Origin of the sequence: Muricoccus nepalensis, from assembly GCF_006438825.1 — a bacterium.
Classification (GTDB): domain Bacteria; phylum Pseudomonadota; class Alphaproteobacteria; order Acetobacterales; family Acetobacteraceae; genus Roseomonas; species Roseomonas nepalensis.
The window spans coordinates 148,673-167,089 of the sequence record NZ_RCZP01000008.1; the positions used below are offsets into that span (position 1 = coordinate 148,673).

The following is an 18,417-nucleotide window of genomic DNA, read 5'->3' on the forward strand; positions in this document are numbered from 1 at the left end:
TAAGAGGGGTCAGCCGCGGCGGGCGGCGTCGTAGGAATAGGCGGGGAGCGAGGTCAGGCTCTCCCGCGTCGCGCCGGTGATGGTCCAGCGGTTGTCCGCGGCGGACCAGCGGAGGTCAGACATCGGCACGGCCACGAGCTTGGCGCCGATCCCGAGGAAGCCGCCGACCGACACGACCGCCATGGGCGAGGAGCCGCCATGGGCGAGGATGAGGTCGTCGATCGAGCCGATGGACTCGTTCCGCTCGTTGAACACGCTCGAGCCGATGATGCGGCTCGCCCGCTCGGTCTGCGCGGTGGGGGCCGCCGCGGCGGTGCCGGCCGCGGCGCGCGCGCCGGTGCCCGCATTGCCGCCCGCCGTGTTCCCCCCCTGGGCGTTGCCCGCCGCCTCGTTCTGCAGCGGCACGGACATGGTGCCGGGGCGGGCCTGGCCGCCGTCAGGGGTGGCGTTCACCCGCCCGGGCATACCGGTGGAGGCGCTGCCGCCCTGGGCGTTCGTGCGGGCGTCGCCGCGGTCGCTCGTGCTGCCCATGATGGCGGGGTTGGCGCTCGTGGCGGCGGACTCGTTGTCGCGCCGGCCGCCCTGCGCGGCCTCGCCGCGGCCGGTGACGGTGGCGCGGTCGCCCTCGGTGGCGGAGGGGGAGGTGCCGCCCTGCTCGTTCTGCGGGAAGGCGCCGGACATGTTCGTGCCGAGGGCGCGGTCGACGCCGCGGGTCACGACCGTGCCGGGCGGGTTGCCGGGCGCGCCGTCCGGGCGGTTCTGGGTGTTGACGGGGTCGCCCGCGCGCCCGTTCGCGTCGGCGGCGTTGCCCAGCGCGCGGTCGGCGGCGCGGCCGAGGGCGGTGCCGGGCGGGTTGCCGGGGGTGCCGTCCGGGCGGTTCTGCGTGTTCAGCGGGTCGCCCGCGCGCTGGTTGGCGCCGGAGACGGCCTCGCCGGCGCGGTCCGCCGCGCGGCCGGCCGCAGTGCCCGGGGGGTTGCCCGGCGTGCCGTCGGCGGGGGTCGCGTTGCCCGTGGCGGCGTCGGCCGCGCGCTGGGTGGCGGTGGAGGGCGGGTTGCCAGGGGTGCCGTCGCGCGGCGCCTGGGCCTGGGCGGCGGCGCCCATCGCGAGCAGCGCGGCGGCGGCGGTGACGCCGAGCAGGCCGGACTTGGTGGAACGGACGGTCATGCGTCGTCTCCTCTGGGGATGGATCACGGGGCGGGCCGTGCCGCGGCGGGGAAACAGCGGGCGCGGGCGCGGCGGAAGGCGGCGCCCCGTGGCGGGATCGATGGGTTGGGATCGAGCTAGCAACGCCGCCCGGGGGGGAGGGGTTTCGCCCCAAGGACCGGCGCGAAGGCCGGCCGCCCCTCCCCCCGCCCCCTCCGCCATGGCAAGCTCGGCGCATGGCAGAGAGCGGGACGGGCGAGGGCGGGAAGCGGGCGGGCGGTCCCGCCGGGGGGCGCGGGCGGCGGGAGCGACGCCCCGTCACCGCCGGCCCCGCCCCCACGGAGGCGCGGCTGCACGAGGCCGCGCTGAACCACCTCGCGCGCTTCGCGGCCACCGAGGCCGGGCTCGCCCGGGTCCTGGCGCGCCGCGTGGCGCGCTGGGCGCAGCGCGCGGCGGCGGAGGGGATGGCGCCCGAGGCGATCGCGCCCGTCGTGGCCGCGGGGCGGGCGGCCGCGGTCGCCGTCGCGCGGCGGATGGTCGCGGCGGGCACGGTGGACGACGCCGCCTTCGCCGCCGCCCGCGCCCGGCGCCTCTCCCGCGCCGGCCGCTCGCGACGGGCGATCGCGGCGCATCTCGCGGCCAAGGGGGTGGGCGGGGAGACCGCGTCGGAGACGATCGAGGAGGCGGGGACGGACGAGGTGACGGCGGCCCTGGCCCATCTCCGCCGCCGCCGCCAGGGCCCCTTCGACCGCGCGCCGCCCGAGGAGGCCGAGGCCGCCCGCGCGGCCCGGCTGAAGGCGATGGGCTCCCTCGCCCGCGCCGGCTTCCCGCGGGAGGTGGCGGAGGCTGCGCTGGACACGGACCCGGCCGAGGCCGAGGCGCGCCTCATCGCCGCCCGGCGCGAGTAGGGCGCGCGCGGACGATACGCGCCCGGCGCGGCAAACCTGGGCGGAGGCCGGCGTTCTCCGGGCGGGGGCGGGTCAGGCGCCCCCGCCACGCAGCCAGCGGAGGAACAACATGGCCACCACCCACTCGCAGGGCGACAAGGGCAAGGGCGACGCGGCGTCCGGCAAGAAGGGCGTCTCCTCGGAGACGGTCGCCAGCGGCAAGGACAAGGACCCCAACAACTTCGCCAACAACCCGGAGCGCGCCTCGGCGGCGGGCACCAAGGGCGGGCACAACAGCCACAAGAACGACTGATCCCACGCCGCGGCGGGCGGGACGGCCGATGGCGCCCTCCCCGCCCGCCGACTATACCCGGGGGATGCGAGTGATCTTCACCCGGGCCGGCGTGATGCGCGGCGTGGGGCGCAGCGTGCCCCTTCTCCTCGGGATCGCGCCCTTCGGGCTGGTGGTGGGCGTCATCTCGCTCGGCAAGGGGCTGAGCCTTGCCGAGACGATCCTGATGAGCGGCCTCGTCTTCGCCGGCGCCTCGCAGCTTCTGGCGCTGGAGCTCTGGTCGGACCCGCCGGACATCCTCGCGGTCGCCATCGCCGCCTTCGTCGTGAACATCCGCCTCGTGCCGCTCGGCGCCGCGCTCTCCTTCTGGCTGGACCACCTGCGGGGCTGGCGGCTCTGGGGATCCCTCTTCTTCGCGGTGGACCACTCCTTCGCCCTCTCCGTCGCCGCGCACCGGGGCGGGGAGAGGGACGCGGGCTTCCTCTTCGGGCTCGGCCTGCTGAGTTGGGTGGGTTGGGCCGCGGCCACCGCGGCCGGGCACCTGCTGGGCGCGGCGGTCGCGCTGCCGCCGACCCATCCCCTCTTCTTCGCGGCGACCGCGACCTTCGTGGCCATCCTCGTCGCCCTCTGGCGCGGGCCGCGGCAGGACGTGCCGCCCTGGCTGGCGGCGGCGGGCACGGCGGTCGCGGCCCAGGCGCTGCGGCTGCCCGCGCCGGTGCCGCTGCTCGCCGGGGCCTTCGCCGGCGCGGCCCTCGCCACCCTCACGGAAGGGCGGCGGGCCCGCGCGCGGGCGGACCGGGAGGACCGGGCGTGACGCTCCGCTGGGACGTGACGCTGGCCATCCTCGCCATGGCCGCCGTCACCTACCTGTGCCGTGCGGGCGGCTACGCGGTGCTGCGGGCGGTGCGGACGCCGCCCTTCGTGGACGCGCTGCTGCGCAACCTGCCGGCGCCGCTCTTCGCCGCCTATGTCGCCCTCGCCCTGTCTCGCCAGGACCTGTCCGCGGTGTTGGCGGCCATCGCCTGCGGGCTGGCCCAGGCGCGCTGGCGGAACCTCGGCGTCTCCATCGTGGCGGGGGTCGGCGCCATGGCGGCGCTACGCTGGGCGGGAATGTAGCGGGGCGGGGCGTGAAATCGGGTTTTGCACGCGGCTTGACCGGGTTTGCCGGCGACGCCACATCGCAGCCCGTCACGGAGGCGCCCGCATGTCCAAGATCCACGTCATCCACGAGAACCCCGAATGGCTGCCGCCGCTCGCGCGCGCCTTCGACCAGCGAGGGCTTCCCTGGACGGAGTGGAACCTCGCCTCCGGCAGCTTCGACCTCTCCTCCCCGCCGCCGGAGGGGGTCTTCTACAACCGCATGTCCGCCTCCTCTCACACGCGCGGGCACCGCTACTCCGCGGAGCTGACGGCCGGCGTGCTCGCCTGGCTGGAGCGCTACGGGCGGCGGGTGGTGAACGGCCCGCGGGCGCTCGACCTCGAGATCAGCAAGGTCAGGCAATACGCGGCGCTGGAGGCCGCGGAGGTCGCGGTGCCGGGGACGGTGCTCGTGCGCGGCGAGGCCGAGGACGTGGTGGCCGCTGCCCGCCGCCGCTTCGGCGCGGGGCCGCTCATCCTCAAGCCCAACCGCGGCGGCAAGGGGCTGGGCGTGCGCCTCTTCGCCGATCCCGACGCGCTCGCGGCCTTCCTCGCCGACGCGCCGGAGGACGAGCAGCCGGCGGACGGCCTCTGGCTGCTGCAGGACTACGTGCGCGCCGCGCGGCCCTTCATCACCCGCGCCGAGTTCGTCGGCGGGCGCTTCCTCTACGCGGTGGAGGTGGACACCTCCTCGGGCTTCGAGCTCTGCCCGGCGGATGTCTGCGAGGTGCCCGCCCCCTCCGCCGCCATCGGCGACGCGGCCTGCCCGGTCGGCACCGCCCCCGGCCCACGCTTTCGGGTCATCCCCGAGGGGATCGAGGCCGCGCAGCGCGAGCGGCTGGAGGGCTTCCTGTCCGCCAACGGCGTGGAGGTCGCGGGGATCGAGTTCATCCGCACGCCGGAGGGCCGCGTGCTGACCTACGACGTCAACACGAACACGAACTACAACCCCGACGCCGAGGCGGCCGCGGGCCTGGCGGGGACCGACCGCAGCGGCCCCGGCGCCATCGCGGCCTTCCTCGGCGCGGAGCTGGGGCGGACGCAGCGCGCCGCGGCCTGAGCGGCGCCGCTCAGAGGCCGGTGAAGAGCTCCGTCGAGAGGTAGCGCTCGGCGAAGCTGGCGGCGATGGCGACGACGAGCCCTCCCGCCATCGCCGGGTCCCGCGCGACCTCGAGCGCCGCGTGCAGCACGGCGCCGGACGAGATGCCGATGGGGATGCCCTCCTCCCGCGCGCAGCGCCGGGCGGCGGCGAGGGCGTCCCGCTCGGACACGCGCAGCACGGCGTCCATCAGCCCGAGCTCCAGCACGGCGGGGTGGAAGCCCGCGCCGATGCCCTGGATGTCGTGCGGCCCCGGCTCGTCGCCGGAGAGGACGGCGGACTCCGCGGGCTCGACCGCGACGACGCGCATCGAGGGGCGGCGCGGCTTGAGGGCGCGCGCGATGCCCGTCAGCGTGCCGCCGGTGCCGACGCCGCCGACGACGGCGTCCACCTCGCCCCCCGTGTCCGCCCAGATCTCCTCGGCCGTGGTGGCCGCGTGGATCGCGGGGTTGGCGGGATTGTCGAACTGCCGGGGCATCCAGGCGCCCGGCGTCTCCGCGACGATCGCCTCGGCGCGCGCGATCGCGCCCGCCATGCCGCGCGCGGCGGGGGTGAGCACGAGCTCCGCGCCCAGCAGCGCCATCATCTTGCGCCGCTCCTCGCTGGCGCCGTCGGGCATGGTGACGACCAGCCGGTAGCCCTTGGCGGCGGCGACGAAGGCGAGGGCGATTCCGGTGTTGCCCGAGGTCGGCTCGACCAGGATGGAGGCGCCGGGACGGATGAGGCCGGCGCGCTCCGCCTCCTCCACCATCGCGAGGCCGATGCGGTCCTTCACGGAGCCGAGCGGGTTGAAGAACTCGAGCTTGAGGGCGAGCCGCGCCGGCAGGGCCTCCGCCGCCTCCAGCCGCGGCAGGCGGACGAGGGGCGTCGCGCCGACGGCGTCGAGGACGCTCGCGTAGAGGCGGCCGCGCGGCGGGTTGGCGGGGGGGGTGGGCATCAGCCGCGCTTATCCCGCGGCGCCGGGTCCGCGTCCATCGCCGGGGCGCGATCCACGCGTGATCCATGCTGCGGACCGGCCGAAAATCGACCGTTTCATTTCGTTGACCAACGGCCCCGCCGCGCCGAATTCTCGGGCATCGCCAACCCGTCCCGAGAGGGGGCTTCCGATGCGAGAGACCCGGCCGTACCGGGGGTGTCGGCGCGGAGCGCGCCGGCCTTCCACCCCCTCCCCTTCCCCATCCGGGCCCTGCCCGAACGGACGCCCCATGAACCGCCCTTCGTCCCGCCGCGGCCCTTTCGCCGCCCTGCGCGCCCTCCTCGCCCGCGCCTTCGCGCCGACCCCGCGCCCGCCCCGCCAGTCCGAGATCGAGAGCGCGCTGCTGCGCGTCCTGGGCAGCCCGTGAGCATGCGCGGCTCCCGGCCCATCAGCGTCGACGGGCGCTTCGTCGGCGTCGCCGTGGCGCGCGAGGCGGACTGGCTGTTCCTCGCCACCGATCCCGGCCTCGAGGACCTGGAGGGCATGGCCTTCCCCGACCCGGCCGAGGCCGCCCGGGTCGCGAGGCTCGTGTTCCTGCGCGGGCGCGGGCGCGTCCCCGCCTAGCGTCGCGCGGCGGCGCGTCCGGCCGGGGCGCGCGCGCCTACCACATCGTCTCCCTCGCCCGCGCCGCCCAGGCGGCGTCGTAGGGCTCGCCGCCCACCGCGCCCTCGCTCAGGGCGGCGAGGATGCGGCCCGGCGTCGGCAGGCGGCCCGGCCCGACCCGCGCCTCCGGCTCCCACAGCCGGGCGCGGAGGACGGCGCGGGCGCACTGGAAGTAGACGCTCTCCACCGCGACGACGATGACGCTGCGCGGCGCCTTCCCCTCCACGACGAAGCTCTCGAGCAGGTCGGGCGCGACGGAGAGATGCGCCCGGCCGTTCACGCGCAGCGCGTTGCCGTGACCGGGGATGAGGAACATCAGCCCGACGCGCGGGTCGCGCAGGATGTTGCGCAGGCTGTCCACCCGGTTGTTGCCGCGCCGGTCGGGCAGCAGCAGCGTGCGGGGATCGGCCACCCGCACGAGCTCGCCGGGGCGGTCGCCGCGCGGCGAGCAGTCGAGCCCCTCGGGCCCGGCGGTGGCGAGGGCCGCGAAGGGCGAGGCCTCGATCATCGCGCGGTACTCGGCGGTGATGAAGGGCACCTCCTTCACCGTGGAGGCCTCGGCCGGCCGGCCGTAGAGGGCCTCGAGCTGCGCGAGGTCGGTGATGCGGTCGGTGGTCGCGTCGGGCATTCGGGCCTCCCCTCCGCCACGCCGTTGCACCCGCGCGCGGCGCGCCGCAAGGGGCTTGGCGCCGCGTCACGAAAGCGTCGCCGGCCGGGCGGGGCGGTTCCGGCGGCGGCGGGCGCGGCCTAGCCTTCGCGCCATGCAGGACCTCCACGGTGTCTTCCCCTACCTCGTCTCCCCCATCGGCCCGGACGGCGAGGTGCTCGAGACGGTGCTCGCGCGGCTGGTGGAGCACCTGGTGGCCGCGGGGGTGCACGGGCTGACGCCGCTCGGCAGCACCGGGGAGTTCGCCTACCTCAACGCCGCGCAGCGCCGGCGCATCATCGAGGTGGTGGTGGAGGCCGCGGCCGGGCGGGTTCCCGTCGTCGCCGGCGTCGCCGCCACCACGACCTCCGAGGCGGTGCGCCAGGCGCGGGAGGCGGAGGCGATCGGGGCGGACGGGATCCTCGCGATCCTCGAGGCCTATTTCCCGGTGCCGGAGGCGGGCGTGGTCGCCTATTTCACGGCGGTGGCGGACGCCGTGGGGCGGCCGGTCGTGCTCTACACCAACCCGCAGTTCCAGCGCTCCGACCTCTCGCTGCCGGCGCTCGAGGCGCTCTCGCGGCATCCCCGCATCGGCTACGTGAAGGACGCCTCCACCAACACCGGGCGGCTGCTGTCGATCATGGACCGGACAGAGGGGCGGATGCGGGTCTTCGCGGCCTCCGCCCATATCCCGGCGGCGGTGATGCTGATCGGCGGCGTGGGCTGGATGGCGGGGCCCGCCTGCGCCATCCCGCGGCAGAGCGTGCGGCTGTATGAGCTTTGCCGCGCGGGCGACTGGGGCGCGGCCATGGCGCTGCAGCGGCGGCTCTGGCGGATCAACGAGCTCTTCGCCCGCCACGCGCTGGCGGCCTGCATCAAGGGCGCGCTCGAGATCCAGGGCTTCGCCGTCGGCGCGCCCCTGCCGCCCCAGCCCGCCCTCTCGGCGGAGGGGCGGCGGGAGGTGGAGGCGGCGCTCGCGGGGGTGGAAGGCCTGGAAATGCACGCTCCCCATGCGTAGATTGGCGGGATGCAACCCACCCTTCGCCTCCTTCGCCAGGACCGCGCGCTGACCGCGGTTTCCGTGCTGCTCGACGTCGCCTTTCACGCGGGGCGCGGCGCGAACGGCGCGGTGGCCGGCGGCGGGGAGGTGGCGGACCGGCTGGGCGCCGCGCGGCGGGGGATCGAGCCGGTGTTCCAGGCGCTCTCGCGCGCCGGGCTGCTGGAGGGCGTGCGTGGGCCGCGCGGGGGCTACCGCCTGGCACGCCGCGCCCGCGACATCCGCCTCTCGGAGGCGGTCGCCGCGGTGGCGGACGGCGCGGAGGGCGGCGGCGACTTCGGGGGGCCGCTGCACCAGGCGGTGGTCGCCCCCCTCTGGGCCGAGCTGGACGAGGCGCTGCGCGAGCGGCTGGAGGGGCTGACGCTGGAGGACCTTCTTCGCCGGGCGGGGGCGGCCGGGCTTCAGCGACCCTCGGCGGAGCCGCTGAACTTCGCGATCTGAGGCGCCGGGGGCCTGTCCTCCGCCGCCTCGCCCTTCGGCTCCACCGCGCCGCGCCGCTGCAGCGCGTTCAGCACGAGCCAGCAGAGCAGCGCCCAGCCCGCGCCCCCGCACCAGCCCGCCAGCACGTCGGTCGGCCAGTGGACGCCGAGGTAGACGCGGCTGGCGCCCACCGCGAGGGTGGTGAAGACGGCGACCGCCAGGACGTAGAACTTCGTGCGGCCGAGCGGCGCGACCCGCATCAGCAGGGCGCCGAGCGTGAGGTAGGCCACCGCCGAGAGCATGGCGTGGCCGCTCGGGAAGCTCGCGGTGTAGACCTCCACCGCGTGGGGCACGAGGTCCGGCCGCGGGCGGGCGAAGCCGATCTTGAGGACGGCGCTGAGCAGCGCGCCGCCGCCGACCGAGAGCCCGACGAACAGCGCCGCCGCCCGGCGGCCCGAGAGCACGAGGAAGCCGACCACCGCGAGGGTGACGTAGGTGACGATGACGTGGCTGCCGAGCGCGGTCACGTCCCGCGCCGCCTCCTCCAGCCACCGCGGGCCGATCGGGTCGCTGAGGTCCGCGGGGTTGCGCAGGGCGAGCAGCACGGCGCGGTCGAAGGTGGCGGTGTCGCCCTCCAGCACCTCGCCGGCGAGCTTGGCGAAGGCGAAGAGCCCGGCCGCGGCGAGCAGCAGGGCCGCGAGCGCGCGCATCTCCCGCCGCGCCAGGAGGTCGCGGAAGCGGCGCGGCGCGCGGCGGGGGATCGCCCGGTCCATCATCCCCTCCGGAGCCCCGCGCGGCTCACGGCGCCTCCGCGGCGTCCGCGACGGCCAGCGTCGTGCGGGCGCCGCGCGCGACGTCCAGCCCTTCCAGCACCTCCGCCCGCACCGCCATGCCGGTGGGGGTCGCGGCGCCGTGGATCTCGGCGAAGGCGGCCTCGGCCGCGTCGCGCCCCTGGCCGATGCGGACCAGCGCGTCGAGCGGCGCCTGGCGGGTCGCGTCGAAGAGCCACCACTTGCCGCCGAGGAAGGCCTCGAACACCGCGTGGAAGTCGGGGGGCACGAGGCCCGGGGCATGGGCGGAGATGAAGCGCGCGGGGATGCCGAGCGCCCGGCAGAGCGCGACCGCAAGATGCGCGAAGTCCCGGCAGACGCCGGCGCCGGAGAGCAGCGTGTCGGTCGCGGTCGTCGTGGGCGCGGAGGCGCCGCGAAGATAGGTGATGCGGTCGTTCACCCAGTTGCAGACCGCGGTCACGCGGGCGTGCCCCTCGGGCGTGCCGCAGAACTCGCGCTGGGCGAGGCGCTCCAGCCGGTCGGACTCGCAGAAGCGGGAGGGCCAGAGATGGGGCAGCACCTCCGGCGGAAGCTCGGCGGGGGCGGTCTGGGAGACGCCGGCGGGGTCCACGACGTGTGGGGAGAGCTCCACCTCGGCCTCGTGGTGGATCGAGAGGGCGGTGCCGGCCTCCGCGTGGATGCGGAGGTAGCGGTTGCCGGTGCCGGGAACCGTCCAGCTCTCGGTTCGGGTGCCCTCGGGCGTGATCGCCAGCGTCTCGCGCAACACGCGCTGCCGCGGCGTCTCGGCGGGCTGGATGTTCAGGATGAGGGTGGCGGGGCCGCTGGCCTGGTAGCCGAGGTCGCAGCCGACGAGGATCTTCATGGTGGGCCTGGCACGATGCGGAGGGGGCTCGCGGGCACAACGGCGCCGGGCGTGCTGCGATGCGGCAGGGGTGACGATTTCCCGGCGCGTTGCTGTAGGCTCCCCCGCATGACGGAGGAACATCCCATGGAACGACCGCCCGAGGCCCCGCCGGCCGAGGAGATGATCTCGCCCCCGCTGTTCGAGCGGCTGGGGCGGCGCGGCTTCGTCGGCTCGGTCGGGGGCGCGGCCGGCTACACGCTGGCGGCGGGGCCGGTCATGGCCCAGACAATCGTGACGACGCCGGCCGACGGGCTGGTCGCCGGGGAGGTGAGCATCCCCGCCGGGGACCGCGCCCTGCCCGGCTACCGCGCCCGCCCCGCCAGCGGGCGCGACTGGCCGGTGGTGCTGGTGTGCCAGGAGATCTTCGGGCTGCACGAGTACGTCAAGGACGTCTGCCGCCGCCTCGCGCGCGAGGGCTACCTGGCCGTCGCGCCCGACTACTACGTGCGCCAGGGCGACGCGGCCGCCGCGCCGGACGTGGCGGGCGCGGCCGCGATCGCCGGGCGCAAGCCGGACGAGGAGCTGTTCCGCGACCTCGACGCGACGCTCGCCTGGGCCGGGCAGGACGGCGGCAGCGCGGAGAAGGTGGCGGTGATCGGCTTCTGCCGGGGCGGGCGCAACGTCTGGGCCTACGCGGCCCGGAACCCGCGGCTGAAGGCGGGGGTCGCCTGGTACGGGCCGGTGGCGGGCCAGGCGAGCGCGCTGACGCCGCGCGTGCCGCTGGACATGGCCGCCGACATCGGCTGCCCCATCCTCGGCCTCTACGGCGAGGCCGACACGGGCATCCCCGTGGACAGCCTGCGCGAGATGGAGAAGCGCATGCGCGAGGCCGGCAAGCGCTTCACGCTGGTGATCTACCCCGGCGCCCCGCACGGCTTCCACGCGGACTACCGGCCGAGCTACCGCGCGGAACAGGCCCAGGCCGGCTGGCGGCTGATGCTCGACTTCCTGCGCGGCAACGGCGTGGCCTGAGGCGCGGGCGGCTCAGGCGGCGCGGAGCTGGTCGAGGAAGCCGTCCAGCCGCCCGCGCAGCGTGCTCGCGTGGCCGGAGAGGCCGCGCGCCGCCTCGGTGATGCGGGCGGAGGCGGCGCCGGCCTCGGTGGCGAGGCCGTTCACGGCGCCGATGCCCTGCGTCACCTCGCCGCTGCGCTGGGCGGCGTACTGGATGCTGCGGGCGATCTCGCTGGTCGTGGCGCCCTGCTGCTCCACCGCGGCGGCGATGGCCGCGGCCACCTCGTTCAGGCGGCCGATGGTGGCGGCCACGCCGCCGATGGCGCGCTCCACCCCGTCGGTCGCGGCCTGGATGGCCTGGATGCGGCCGGTGATCTCGTCCGTGGCCTTGGCGGTCTGGGCGGCGAGGGTCTTCACCTCGCTGGCCACCACCGCGAAGCCGCGCCCGGCCTCCCCCGCGCGCGCCGCCTCGATCGTGGCGTTCAGCGCGAGGAGGTTGGTCTGCCCGGCCACCGTGCTGATCAGCCCCACGACGTCGCCGATGCGGCGCACGTCCTCCACCAGCCCGTGCACGGCGCCGGTCGCGGCCTCGATGCCGGCGGTGGCGCCGGCCGTCGCCTCGGTGGAGCGGGTCATCTGGCCCGTGATCTCGCGGATGGAGGCGGTCATCTCCTCGGTCGCGGCGGCGACGCTGGCCACGTTGGCGCTCGCCTCCCCGGAGGCGCCGGAGACGCTGCCTGCGCTCTCGGCCGTGCGGGCGGCGGCCCTGGCCATGCCCTCGGCGTCGGCCTGGAGGCGGGCGGTGGCGGCGGCGACCTCGGCCACCACGTCCTGCACCTCCGTGCGGAAGCGGTCCATCAGCGCGGCGGTGAGGGCGGCGCGCGCCGCCTCGGCCTCCCGCGCCTCGTGGATGTCGGTCAGCGAGCCGCAGGCGCGGCGGGCCACGCCCTTCTCGTCCTTCAGCACGCCGCCGGTCGCGCGGAACCAGCGGTAGGAGCCGTCCTTCGTCTGCAGACGGTAAGTGACGTCGTAGAGCTCGCCGGTCTCGAGCGCGCGGCCGAAGGCGGCGAAGGTGGCGGCGGCGTCCTCGGGGTGCAGCCGCTCGGACCAGGACTGCACCACGTCGGGGAACTCGGCGGCGTCGCGGAAGCCGAGGAGGCGGCGGAACTCGGAGGACCAGGTCCAGCGGGACTTCGCGTGCATGGCGTCGCCCTCGTGCAGGATGGCGTCCCACAGGCCGACGCCGCAGCGGCTGTCGAGCACGCTCAGCCACTCGGCCTTGGCGCGGGCGCCGTCGTCCCCTGATCCAAAGAAGCGCATGCCCGGTTCCTCCCTGCCCCCTGGCGGGGCCGTCGGGGGCACCATGCGGGCGGGAGGGTTAAGGGGAGCTTTCCAGGCCGGCGCCCAGCCGTGCCAGCACGCCCCGCGCGGCGGCCCGGCCCGTGGCCAGGCAGGCGGTGAGGAGGTGGCCGCCGGTCGGCGCCTCCCAGTCCAGCATCTCCCCCGCGGCGAAGAGGCCGGGGAGGCGGGGCAGCGCGAAATCCTCCGCCACCTCCTCCCAGCGCAGCCCGCCGGCGGAGGAGATCGCGCGGTCCAGCCCGGAGACGCCGGTCACGCGGAGCTCCAGCGCCTTGACGGCGGCCTCCGGTGGCACCCCGCCCTCCCGCAGCAGGGCGATGGCGGCGGGCGGCAGGGCGAGGGTGCGGCGCAGGTGGTTGGACAGCGACTGCCCCCGGCGCGGCGCGGCGAGGCGGCGCGCGACCTCCTCCGCCGGGAGGTCCGGGCGGAGGTCGAGCGTGACGGTCGCCGCGCTCTCGGCCGCCACGCGGTCCCGGATGGCGGCCGAGAGGGCGTAGACGGCGCCACCTTCCAGCCCACCCGCGGTGATCACGGCCTCCCCGCGCACGGTGCGGCCGTCGAAGCTCAGGGCGATCCGCTTGAGGGGGGTGCCCGCGAAGCGGTCCCGCAGGTGGTCGGTCCAGGGCACCAGCACGCCGCAATTGGCGGGGCGGAAGGGCGAGAGGCCCAGGCCCCGCGCGGCCAGGAGGGGCACCCAGGCCGCGTCCGACCCCAGCCGGGGCCAGGAGGCGCCGCCGAGCGCGAGCAACGCGGCGTCCGGGGCGAGGTGGAGGGGGGCCAGTCCGGGCAGGTCGAAGGCGAGCGCGCCCTCCGCCGACCAGCCGGTCCAGGCGTGTCGGCTGAGCAGCGTCACGCCCCGGGCCGCGAGGCGGGCGAGGAGGGCGCGCAGCAGCGGCGCCGCCTTCATCGCCGTCGGAAAGACCCGGCCGCTGGTGCCGGCGTAGGTCGTCTGGCCGAGCCCCTCGCACCAGGCGCGGACGGCCTCGGGCGGGAAGGCGCGCACCGCCGGCTCCAGCCGTCCGCGGGCGGCGCCGTAGCGAGAGAGGAAGGTCTCGAGGGGTTCGGTGTGGGTGAGGTTGAGGCCGCCGCGCCCGGCCATCAGCAGCTTGCGGGCGGGGCTGGGCATGCGGTCCAGCACGGTGACCGCGACGCCCGCTTCCGAGAGGACCTCCGCCGCCGCCAGCCCCGCGGGGCCGGCGCCGACGATGGCGACCTTCAGTGGATCAGCGATCGCGCTCGACCAGCAGGGTCTTGATGTGGCCGATCGCCTCCGCCGGGTTCAGCCCCTTCGGGCAGGTCCGGGCGCAGTTCATGATCGTGTGGCAGCGGTAGAGGCGGAACGGGTCCTGGAGCTGGTCCAGGCGCTCGCCCGTGTACTCGTCGCGCGAGTCGGCGATCCAGCGATAGGCCTGGAGCAGCACGGCCGGGCCGAGGTAGCGGTCGCCGTTCCACCAGTAGGAGGGGCAGGCGGTCGTGCAGCAGAAGCAGAGGATGCACTCCCAGAGCCCGTCGAGCTTGGCGCGCTCCTCCTTCGACTGCAGCCGCTCGCTGTCCGGCGGCGGCGCGGTGTCGGCCTTCAGCCAGGGCTGAATGGAGGTGAGCTGCGCGTAGATCTGGCTCAGGTCCGGCACCAGGTCCTTCACCACGGGCATGTGCGGCAGCGGGTTGATGCGGATCTCGCCCAGCACATCCTCGATCGGCTTGAGGCAGGCGAGGGTGTTCAGCCCGTCGATGTTCATCGAGCAGGAGCCGCAGATGCCCTCGCGGCAGGAGCGCCGGAAGGTGAGCGTGGTATCCACCTCGTTCTTGATCTTGATCAGCGCGTCCAGGACCATGGGCCCGCACTTGTCGAGATCGATCTCGTAGGTGTCCATCCGCGGGTTGTCGCCCGTGTCCGGGTCCCAGCGGTAGATCTTGAAGGAGCGCACGTTGGTGGCGTCGGCCTCGGCCTTGTAGGTCTGGCCGGTGCCAATCGTGCTGTTCTTCGGGAGGGTAAAGGTCGCCATGGGTTCCGGGCTTCCTAGTAAATGCGTGCCTTGGGCGGGAAGACCTGGACCTCGTTGGTGAGGGTCCGCATCTTCACGTCCCGGTAGTCGAGCCGCACCTTGTACTGGTCGTTCACCCAGGCAAGCGTGTGCTTCATCCAGTTCTGGTCGTCGCGCTCGGGGTAGTCCTCGTGCGCGTGAGCGCCGCGGGACTCGTGCCGAGCCTCGGCGCCGACGACCGTGGTCAGCGCGTTGCCGATGAGGTTGTCGAGCTCCAGCGCCTCCACGAGGTCGCTGTTCCAGATCAGGCTGCGGTCGGCGATGCGGATGTCCTCGTAGCCCTGGGCCACGCGGTCCATCTTCTCCACGCCCTCCTTCAGCAGCTCGGAGGTGCGGAACACCGCGGCGTGCTCCTGCATCGTGCGCTGCATCTCGCCCCGCAGGGCCGCGACCGTCGTGTCGCCCTTGGCGTTGCGCACGCGGTCAAGGCGCGCGAGCGACTTGTCGCCGGCGCCCTCGGGCAGCGGCGCCTGGGAGGCACCGGGGCGCACCGTCTCCCGCGCACGGTGCGCGGCCGCGCGGCCGAACACCACGAGGTCGAGCAGCGAGTTGGTGCCGAGCCGGTTGGCGCCGTGCACGGACACGCAGGCCGCCTCGCCCACCGCCATTAGGCCGGGCACGGTCGCGTCCGGGTCGGTCGCGGTCGGGCGCAGCACCTCGCAGTGAATGTTCGTGGGAATGCCGCCCATGTTGTAGTGCACGGTCGGCAGCATCGGCAGCGGCTCCTTCGTCACGTCCACGCCGGCGAAGATCTTCGCCGTCTCGGAGATGCCGGGGAGGCGCTCATGCAGCAGCTCGGCACCGAGGTGCTCGAGGTGCAGGTGGATGTGGTCCTTCTGCGGGCCGACGCCGCGGCCCTCGCGGATCTCCATCGACATGGCGCGCGAGACGACGTCGCGCGAGGCGAGGTCCTTCGCGGTCGGCGCGTAGCGCTCCATGAAGCGCTCGCCCTCGGAGTTCGTGAGGTAGCCGCCCTCGCCGCGGGCGCCCTCCGTCACGAGGCAGCCGGAGCCGTAGATGCCCGTCGGGTGGAACTGCACGAACTCATTGTCCTGCAGCGGCAGGCCCGCGCGCAGCACCATGCCGCCGCCGTCGCCGGTGCAGGTGTGGGCGGAGGTGCAGGAGAAGTAGGCGCGGCCGTAGCCGCCCGTCGCCATCACGGTCGTCTGGGCGCGGAAGCGGTGGATGGAGCCGTCCTCCAGGCACCAGGCCATGACGCCGCGGCAGGCGCCCTCCTCGTCCATGATGAGGTCAAGTGCGATGTACTCGACGAAGAACTCGCAGTTGTGCTTCAGCGACTGCTGGTAGAGCGTGTGCAGGATCGCGTGGCCCGTGCGGTCGGCCGCGGCGCAGGCGCGCATGGCCGGCGTCTTGCCGTAGTTCTGCATGTGCCCGCCGAAGGGCCGCTGGTAGATCTTGCCGTCCTCGGTGCGCGAGAAGGGCACGCCGTAGTGCTCGAGCTCGATGATCGCGGGCACGGCCTCGCGGCACATGTACTCGATGGCGTCCTGGTCGCCGAGCCAATCCGACCCCTTCACGGTGTCGTACATGTGCCAGCGCCAGTCGTCCTCGCCCATGTTGCCGAGCGCGGCGCCGACGCCGCCCTGGGCGGCGACCGTGTGGGAGCGGGTGGGGAAGACCTTCGTGATGCAGGCGGTCTTGAGGCCCGCCTCGCCCATGCCGAAGGTGGCGCGGAGGCCGGCGCCGCCGGCGCCGACCACCACCACGTCATAGGTGTGGTCCACGATGCGGTAGGCGGCCCCGTTGATCCCGGGGCGGGGCGGCTGGCTGATGGCGTTCATCGCTGGCTCTCGTGGGTCAGGGCGCCGTTGTCGGCGCGGGGTTCGGGTCGCCGTCCTAGGCGCAAGGTCGATCGCGCCGCGGGGCGCGGGGCCGGGCGGCGGAGCGTCCGGCTTCGTAACCGATATGGGGTGGATTCGCGCGGTGGGGAGAGCCCGATCGGACGGACCGGCACCACGCGGGGCGCATTAGTGGGCCACCGCCAGCCGCAGGACCGAGAGGGCGGCGAGGAGGCCGAGGACCCAGCAGGCGCCGCGGATGAGCAGCCCCGCCACCATCGCGCTCCGCTCGGGGCGGATGTAGTCCTCGATCACCACCTGGAGGCCGGAGGCGGTGTGGTAGAAGCCGATGCCCGTCAGCAGCAGCATCAGCACGGCGTTGAAGGGCTTGCCGACCCAGCGCGCGATCTCCTCGTAGGGAGCGCCGGCGAGGGTGGCCAGGCCGAAGACGAACCAGAGCATCAGCGGCAGCAGCGCGATCGAGGTCACGCGCTGCATCCACCAGTGGTGCGTGCCGCTCTTGGCGGAGCCGTTCTGGCGGACGCGGCCGAGCGGCGTCTGCAGCCGGGTCTGGTGCGCGGTGGTGGAGGGGAAGTTCTCGCTCATCGGGGCTGCCCTCTCACGACGCCCAGGCGATGACGGCGACGATCCAGGTGAGCACGGTCAGGACGCCCGTGCCGATGATCGCCGCCCAGCCCGTGCGGTAGGTGGTGGGGATGTCGTAGCCGTAGCCGGCATCCCAGTAGAGGTGACGGACGCCGGCCAGCGTGTGGTACCAGACCACCGCCGTGAGCCCGAAGAGCAGGATCACGCCGATGAAGCTGCCCATGAACCACTGCACGTTGGCGTAGGCCGCGGGGCCAGAGGCAAGCGCCACGATCCACCACACGAAGAAGGCCAAGCCCACCGACCAGGCGCTGCCGGTGATGCGGTGCATGATGGAGGTCGCGCTCGTCATCTGCAGCATGTCGTAGACCTGCAGGTGCGGCGAGAGGGGCCGGCGGACGAGGGTTCCGTCCGTGCGGCGGCCCACCATCGTGGCCTCGCGCGCGTCGTGGTGATTCTCTGCCATGCGCCGTCCTGCGTGAGTTGCGGCCGGGCCTGTGACAGTTCGGCAACCGGCTGCCGCTTTTATGGTGCGGCACGGCAAAGCGTCAATCGCGCGGAATAAGCGCCCGAATCAAGGCGTTGCGAAAGGATCGCAAGTGGCGCCGGGCTCAGGCGCCGAGATGGCCCCGGCGGCTCATCTCCTCGGCGATCTGGACCGCGTTCAGGGCGCCGCCCTTGCGCATGTTGTCGGCCGCGCACCATAGCGCGATCGCGTTGGGAACCGCGCCGTCCCGCCGGAGTCGCGAGACGAAGACCGGGTCCTCCCCCGCCGTCTCAAGGGGGGTAACGTAGCCGCCGTCGTCCCGGCGGTCGAGCAGGGTGAGGCCGGCGGCGGCGCGGATTGCCTCCCGCGCCTCGGCCTCGTCCACCGGGCGGTCGAAGACGGCCTGCACCGCGATCGCCTGGCCGATGAAGACCGGCACCCGCACGCAGGTGGCGGTCACCGCGAACTCCCCGCCCAGCAGCCGCGGCAGCTCCTCGGCGATCGCCTCCTCCTCCTCGGTCCGGCCGTCCTCGTTGAAGGCGCCGATGTGGGGGATGAGGTTGAAGGCGATGGGCTTGGTGAACTGCTCGGGGTTGGCCGTGTCGTTCACGAAGACGCCGCGGGTCTGGCTGAACAGCTCGTCCATCGCGTCCCGCCCGGCGCCCGAGACCGGCTGGAGCGAGGTCGCGACCACCCGCACGAGGCCGCCGATGGCCTGGAGCGGGTGCAGCGCCATGGCCATCAGGATGGACCCGGCCACCGGGTTGGCCACGATGCGCGGGTTGGCGGCGAGCGCGCCCGGGTTGACCTCGGGCACCACCACCGGCGCGTCGGGCCCGCCCAGGCCGGTCGCGTCGATCACGGCGCAGCCCGCCGCCGCGGCCCGGCGGGCGAGCATGACCGGCGCGGGCGTGCCGGGCGCGAGGAAGAGGAGGTCGGTCCCGCCCCAGTCGTGGCGCTCCACCGCCGCGACCGGCACGTCCCGCTCCCCGTGGGACATGGTGCCGCCCACCGCCCGGCCCGAGGCCAGGGCGGCGAGGGAGGCGGTGGGGAAGTCCCGCTCCGCCAGGGTCTTGACGATCTCGCGGCCCAACTGGCCGGTCGCGCCCGCGACGGCGATCCGATAGCTCATGCAGCAGCCCTCCGCCGGCACCCTCTGCCGGGAACGGCGGGCCGCAGATGGGCCGATCCGGCCCCCGGCGCAAGCCAGGGGCG

Annotated in this window: 22 protein-coding genes; 10 read left to right on the top strand and 12 right to left on the bottom strand. The window is 75.0% G+C overall.

Annotated features, from left to right (window positions below):
- Window positions 1-9: 9 nt before the first annotated feature.
- Window positions 10-1,164, bottom strand: coding sequence for a PRC-barrel domain-containing protein (locus EAH89_RS32160; protein WP_206667513.1), 1,155 nt, complete (start codon window positions 1,162-1,164; stop codon window positions 10-12).
- A 215-nt stretch (window positions 1,165-1,379) separates the two neighbouring features.
- On the opposite strand from EAH89_RS32160, the gene EAH89_RS11175 reads away from it, so the two are divergent.
- From EAH89_RS11175 to EAH89_RS11195, 5 genes are all read left to right on the top strand, one after another.
- Complete coding sequence (locus EAH89_RS11175; RefSeq protein WP_140882962.1) at window positions 1,380-2,051, top strand: RecX family transcriptional regulator; 672 nt, start codon at window positions 1,380-1,382, stop codon at window positions 2,049-2,051.
- Window positions 2,052-2,160: 109 nt separating this feature from the next.
- Complete coding sequence (locus EAH89_RS11180) at window positions 2,161-2,343, top strand: KGG domain-containing protein (RefSeq protein ID WP_140882964.1); 183 nt, start codon at window positions 2,161-2,163, stop codon at window positions 2,341-2,343.
- Between the two features lie 28 nt (window positions 2,344-2,371).
- Complete coding sequence (locus tag EAH89_RS11185) at window positions 2,372-3,136, top strand: AzlC family ABC transporter permease (RefSeq protein WP_241666962.1); 765 nt, start codon at window positions 2,372-2,374, stop codon at window positions 3,134-3,136.
- Complete coding sequence (locus EAH89_RS11190) at window positions 3,133-3,438, top strand: AzlD family protein (protein WP_241666963.1); 306 nt, start codon at window positions 3,133-3,135, stop codon at window positions 3,436-3,438. The genes EAH89_RS11185 and EAH89_RS11190 overlap by 4 nt, the downstream gene beginning before the upstream one ends.
- Window positions 3,439-3,526: 88 nt before the next feature.
- On the top strand, window positions 3,527-4,519 hold the full coding sequence (locus EAH89_RS11195; RefSeq protein WP_140882966.1) for an ATP-grasp domain-containing protein: 993 nt from the start codon (window positions 3,527-3,529) through the stop codon (window positions 4,517-4,519).
- Window positions 4,520-4,529: 10 nt separating this feature from the next.
- Here the strand turns inward: EAH89_RS11195 and cysK are convergent, their stop codons facing one another.
- Entirely contained in the window at window positions 4,530-5,495 is a 966-nt protein-coding gene (cysK, locus tag EAH89_RS11200; protein ID WP_140882968.1) for a cysteine synthase A, read from the bottom strand.
- 268 nt (window positions 5,496-5,763) lie between these two features.
- Between cysK and EAH89_RS31200 the strand changes: the two genes are divergently transcribed.
- Both EAH89_RS31200 and EAH89_RS11205 read left to right on the top strand, forming a co-directional pair.
- Window positions 5,764-5,901 carry a hypothetical protein gene (locus tag EAH89_RS31200; RefSeq protein WP_161993551.1) on the top strand — a complete coding sequence of 46 codons (138 nt, stop codon included), beginning with the start codon at window positions 5,764-5,766 and terminating at the stop codon, window positions 5,899-5,901.
- A gap of 2 nt (window positions 5,902-5,903) precedes the next feature.
- On the top strand, window positions 5,904-6,098 hold the full coding sequence (locus EAH89_RS11205; protein WP_140882970.1) for a hypothetical protein: 195 nt from the start codon (window positions 5,904-5,906) through the stop codon (window positions 6,096-6,098).
- Between the two features lie 37 nt (window positions 6,099-6,135).
- Here the strand turns inward: EAH89_RS11205 and EAH89_RS11210 are convergent, their stop codons facing one another.
- Entirely contained in the window at window positions 6,136-6,765 is a 630-nt protein-coding gene (locus tag EAH89_RS11210) for a pyridoxamine 5'-phosphate oxidase family protein (protein WP_140882972.1), read from the bottom strand.
- A gap of 133 nt (window positions 6,766-6,898) precedes the next feature.
- On the opposite strand from EAH89_RS11210, the gene EAH89_RS11215 reads away from it, so the two are divergent.
- On the top strand, window positions 6,899-7,801 hold the full coding sequence (locus tag EAH89_RS11215) for a dihydrodipicolinate synthase family protein (protein WP_140882974.1): 903 nt from the start codon (window positions 6,899-6,901) through the stop codon (window positions 7,799-7,801).
- 9 nt (window positions 7,802-7,810) lie between these two features.
- Window positions 7,811-8,281: an RrF2 family transcriptional regulator gene (locus EAH89_RS11220; RefSeq protein ID WP_140882976.1), complete on the top strand. Its 471-nt coding sequence runs from the start codon at window positions 7,811-7,813 to the stop codon at window positions 8,279-8,281.
- Here the strand turns inward: EAH89_RS11220 and EAH89_RS11225 are convergent.
- Together EAH89_RS11225 and EAH89_RS11230 are read right to left on the bottom strand one after the other, a co-directional pair.
- On the bottom strand, window positions 8,242-9,033 hold the full coding sequence (locus EAH89_RS11225) for a phosphatase PAP2 family protein (RefSeq protein WP_140882978.1): 792 nt from the start codon (window positions 9,031-9,033) through the stop codon (window positions 8,242-8,244). The genes EAH89_RS11220 and EAH89_RS11225 overlap by 40 nt on opposite strands.
- Window positions 9,034-9,058: 25 nt before the next feature.
- Complete coding sequence (locus EAH89_RS11230; protein WP_140882980.1) at window positions 9,059-9,913, bottom strand: transglutaminase domain-containing protein; 855 nt, start codon at window positions 9,911-9,913, stop codon at window positions 9,059-9,061.
- 126 nt (window positions 9,914-10,039) lie between these two features.
- Between EAH89_RS11230 and EAH89_RS11235 the strand changes: the two genes are divergently transcribed.
- The gene (locus tag EAH89_RS11235; protein ID WP_206667514.1) at window positions 10,040-10,927 is read left to right on the top strand and encodes a dienelactone hydrolase family protein; all 888 of its coding nucleotides are present in this window, start codon (window positions 10,040-10,042) and stop codon (window positions 10,925-10,927) included.
- A 12-nt stretch (window positions 10,928-10,939) separates the two neighbouring features.
- Here EAH89_RS11235 and EAH89_RS11240 read toward each other — a convergent pair whose 3' ends face one another.
- The 7 genes from EAH89_RS11240 to EAH89_RS11270 all read right to left on the bottom strand — a co-directional run bounded on the left by EAH89_RS11240 (window position 10,940) and on the right by EAH89_RS11270 (window position 18,334).
- The gene (locus tag EAH89_RS11240; protein ID WP_161993552.1) at window positions 10,940-12,226 is read right to left on the bottom strand and encodes a methyl-accepting chemotaxis protein; all 1,287 of its coding nucleotides are present in this window, start codon (window positions 12,224-12,226) and stop codon (window positions 10,940-10,942) included.
- A 58-nt stretch (window positions 12,227-12,284) separates the two neighbouring features.
- Window positions 12,285-13,496: a TIGR03862 family flavoprotein gene (locus tag EAH89_RS11245; protein ID WP_140882984.1), complete on the bottom strand. Its 1,212-nt coding sequence runs from the start codon at window positions 13,494-13,496 to the stop codon at window positions 12,285-12,287.
- Window positions 13,489-14,271, bottom strand: coding sequence for a succinate dehydrogenase iron-sulfur subunit (locus tag EAH89_RS11250; protein ID WP_140882986.1), 783 nt, complete (start codon window positions 14,269-14,271; stop codon window positions 13,489-13,491). The genes EAH89_RS11245 and EAH89_RS11250 overlap by 8 nt, the downstream gene beginning before the upstream one ends.
- Before the next feature lie 14 nt (window positions 14,272-14,285).
- Complete coding sequence (gene sdhA / locus EAH89_RS11255; RefSeq protein ID WP_140882988.1) at window positions 14,286-16,112, bottom strand: succinate dehydrogenase flavoprotein subunit; 1,827 nt, start codon at window positions 16,110-16,112, stop codon at window positions 14,286-14,288.
- Window positions 16,113-16,298: 186 nt separating this feature from the next.
- The gene (gene sdhD, locus EAH89_RS11260) at window positions 16,299-16,715 is read right to left on the bottom strand and encodes a succinate dehydrogenase, hydrophobic membrane anchor protein (protein ID WP_140882990.1); all 417 of its coding nucleotides are present in this window, start codon (window positions 16,713-16,715) and stop codon (window positions 16,299-16,301) included.
- Between the two features lie 13 nt (window positions 16,716-16,728).
- Window positions 16,729-17,181: a succinate dehydrogenase, cytochrome b556 subunit gene (gene sdhC, locus EAH89_RS11265; protein WP_140882992.1), complete on the bottom strand. Its 453-nt coding sequence runs from the start codon at window positions 17,179-17,181 to the stop codon at window positions 16,729-16,731.
- 145 nt (window positions 17,182-17,326) lie between these two features.
- Window positions 17,327-18,334 carry an aspartate-semialdehyde dehydrogenase gene (locus EAH89_RS11270; protein ID WP_140882994.1) on the bottom strand — a complete coding sequence of 336 codons (1,008 nt, stop codon included), beginning with the start codon at window positions 18,332-18,334 and terminating at the stop codon, window positions 17,327-17,329.
- Between the last annotated feature and the right edge of the window lie 83 nt (window positions 18,335-18,417).

Excerpts from the sequence above, each read along its gene's own strand:
- EAH89_RS31200 (WP_161993551.1), top strand. The coding sequence starts at position 5,764 with ATGAACCGCCCTTCGTCCCGCCGCGGCCCTTTCGCCGCCCTGCGCGCC.
- EAH89_RS11215 (WP_140882974.1), top strand. The coding sequence starts at position 6,899 with ATGCAGGACCTCCACGGTGTCTTCCCCTACCTCGTCTCCCCCATCGGC.
- EAH89_RS11270 (WP_140882994.1), bottom strand. The coding sequence starts at position 18,334 with ATGAGCTATCGGATCGCCGTCGCGGGCGCGACCGGCCAGTTGGGCCGC.
- EAH89_RS11185 (WP_241666962.1), top strand. The coding sequence starts at position 2,372 with ATGGCGCCCTCCCCGCCCGCCGACTATACCCGGGGGATGCGAGTGATC.
- sdhC (WP_140882992.1), bottom strand. The coding sequence starts at position 17,181 with ATGGCAGAGAATCACCACGACGCGCGCGAGGCCACGATGGTGGGCCGC.
- EAH89_RS11235 (WP_206667514.1), top strand. The coding sequence starts at position 10,040 with ATGGAACGACCGCCCGAGGCCCCGCCGGCCGAGGAGATGATCTCGCCC.
- sdhD (WP_140882990.1), bottom strand. The coding sequence starts at position 16,715 with ATGAGCGAGAACTTCCCCTCCACCACCGCGCACCAGACCCGGCTGCAG.
- EAH89_RS11230 (WP_140882980.1), bottom strand. The coding sequence starts at position 9,913 with ATGAAGATCCTCGTCGGCTGCGACCTCGGCTACCAGGCCAGCGGCCCC.
- EAH89_RS11225 (WP_140882978.1), bottom strand. The coding sequence starts at position 9,033 with ATGGACCGGGCGATCCCCCGCCGCGCGCCGCGCCGCTTCCGCGACCTC.
- EAH89_RS11175 (WP_140882962.1), top strand. The coding sequence starts at position 1,380 with ATGGCAGAGAGCGGGACGGGCGAGGGCGGGAAGCGGGCGGGCGGTCCC.
- EAH89_RS11220 (WP_140882976.1), top strand. The coding sequence starts at position 7,811 with ATGCAACCCACCCTTCGCCTCCTTCGCCAGGACCGCGCGCTGACCGCG.
- EAH89_RS11205 (WP_140882970.1), top strand. The coding sequence starts at position 5,904 with ATGCGCGGCTCCCGGCCCATCAGCGTCGACGGGCGCTTCGTCGGCGTC.
- EAH89_RS11195 (WP_140882966.1), top strand. The coding sequence starts at position 3,527 with ATGTCCAAGATCCACGTCATCCACGAGAACCCCGAATGGCTGCCGCCG.
- EAH89_RS32160 (WP_206667513.1), bottom strand. The coding sequence starts at position 1,164 with ATGACCGTCCGTTCCACCAAGTCCGGCCTGCTCGGCGTCACCGCCGCC.
- EAH89_RS11240 (WP_161993552.1), bottom strand. The coding sequence starts at position 12,226 with ATGCGCTTCTTTGGATCAGGGGACGACGGCGCCCGCGCCAAGGCCGAG.
- cysK (WP_140882968.1), bottom strand. The coding sequence starts at position 5,495 with ATGCCCACCCCCCCCGCCAACCCGCCGCGCGGCCGCCTCTACGCGAGC.
- EAH89_RS11210 (WP_140882972.1), bottom strand. The coding sequence starts at position 6,765 with ATGCCCGACGCGACCACCGACCGCATCACCGACCTCGCGCAGCTCGAG.
- sdhA (WP_140882988.1), bottom strand. The coding sequence starts at position 16,112 with ATGAACGCCATCAGCCAGCCGCCCCGCCCCGGGATCAACGGGGCCGCC.
- EAH89_RS11180 (WP_140882964.1), top strand. The coding sequence starts at position 2,161 with ATGGCCACCACCCACTCGCAGGGCGACAAGGGCAAGGGCGACGCGGCG.
- EAH89_RS11250 (WP_140882986.1), bottom strand. The coding sequence starts at position 14,271 with ATGGCGACCTTTACCCTCCCGAAGAACAGCACGATTGGCACCGGCCAG.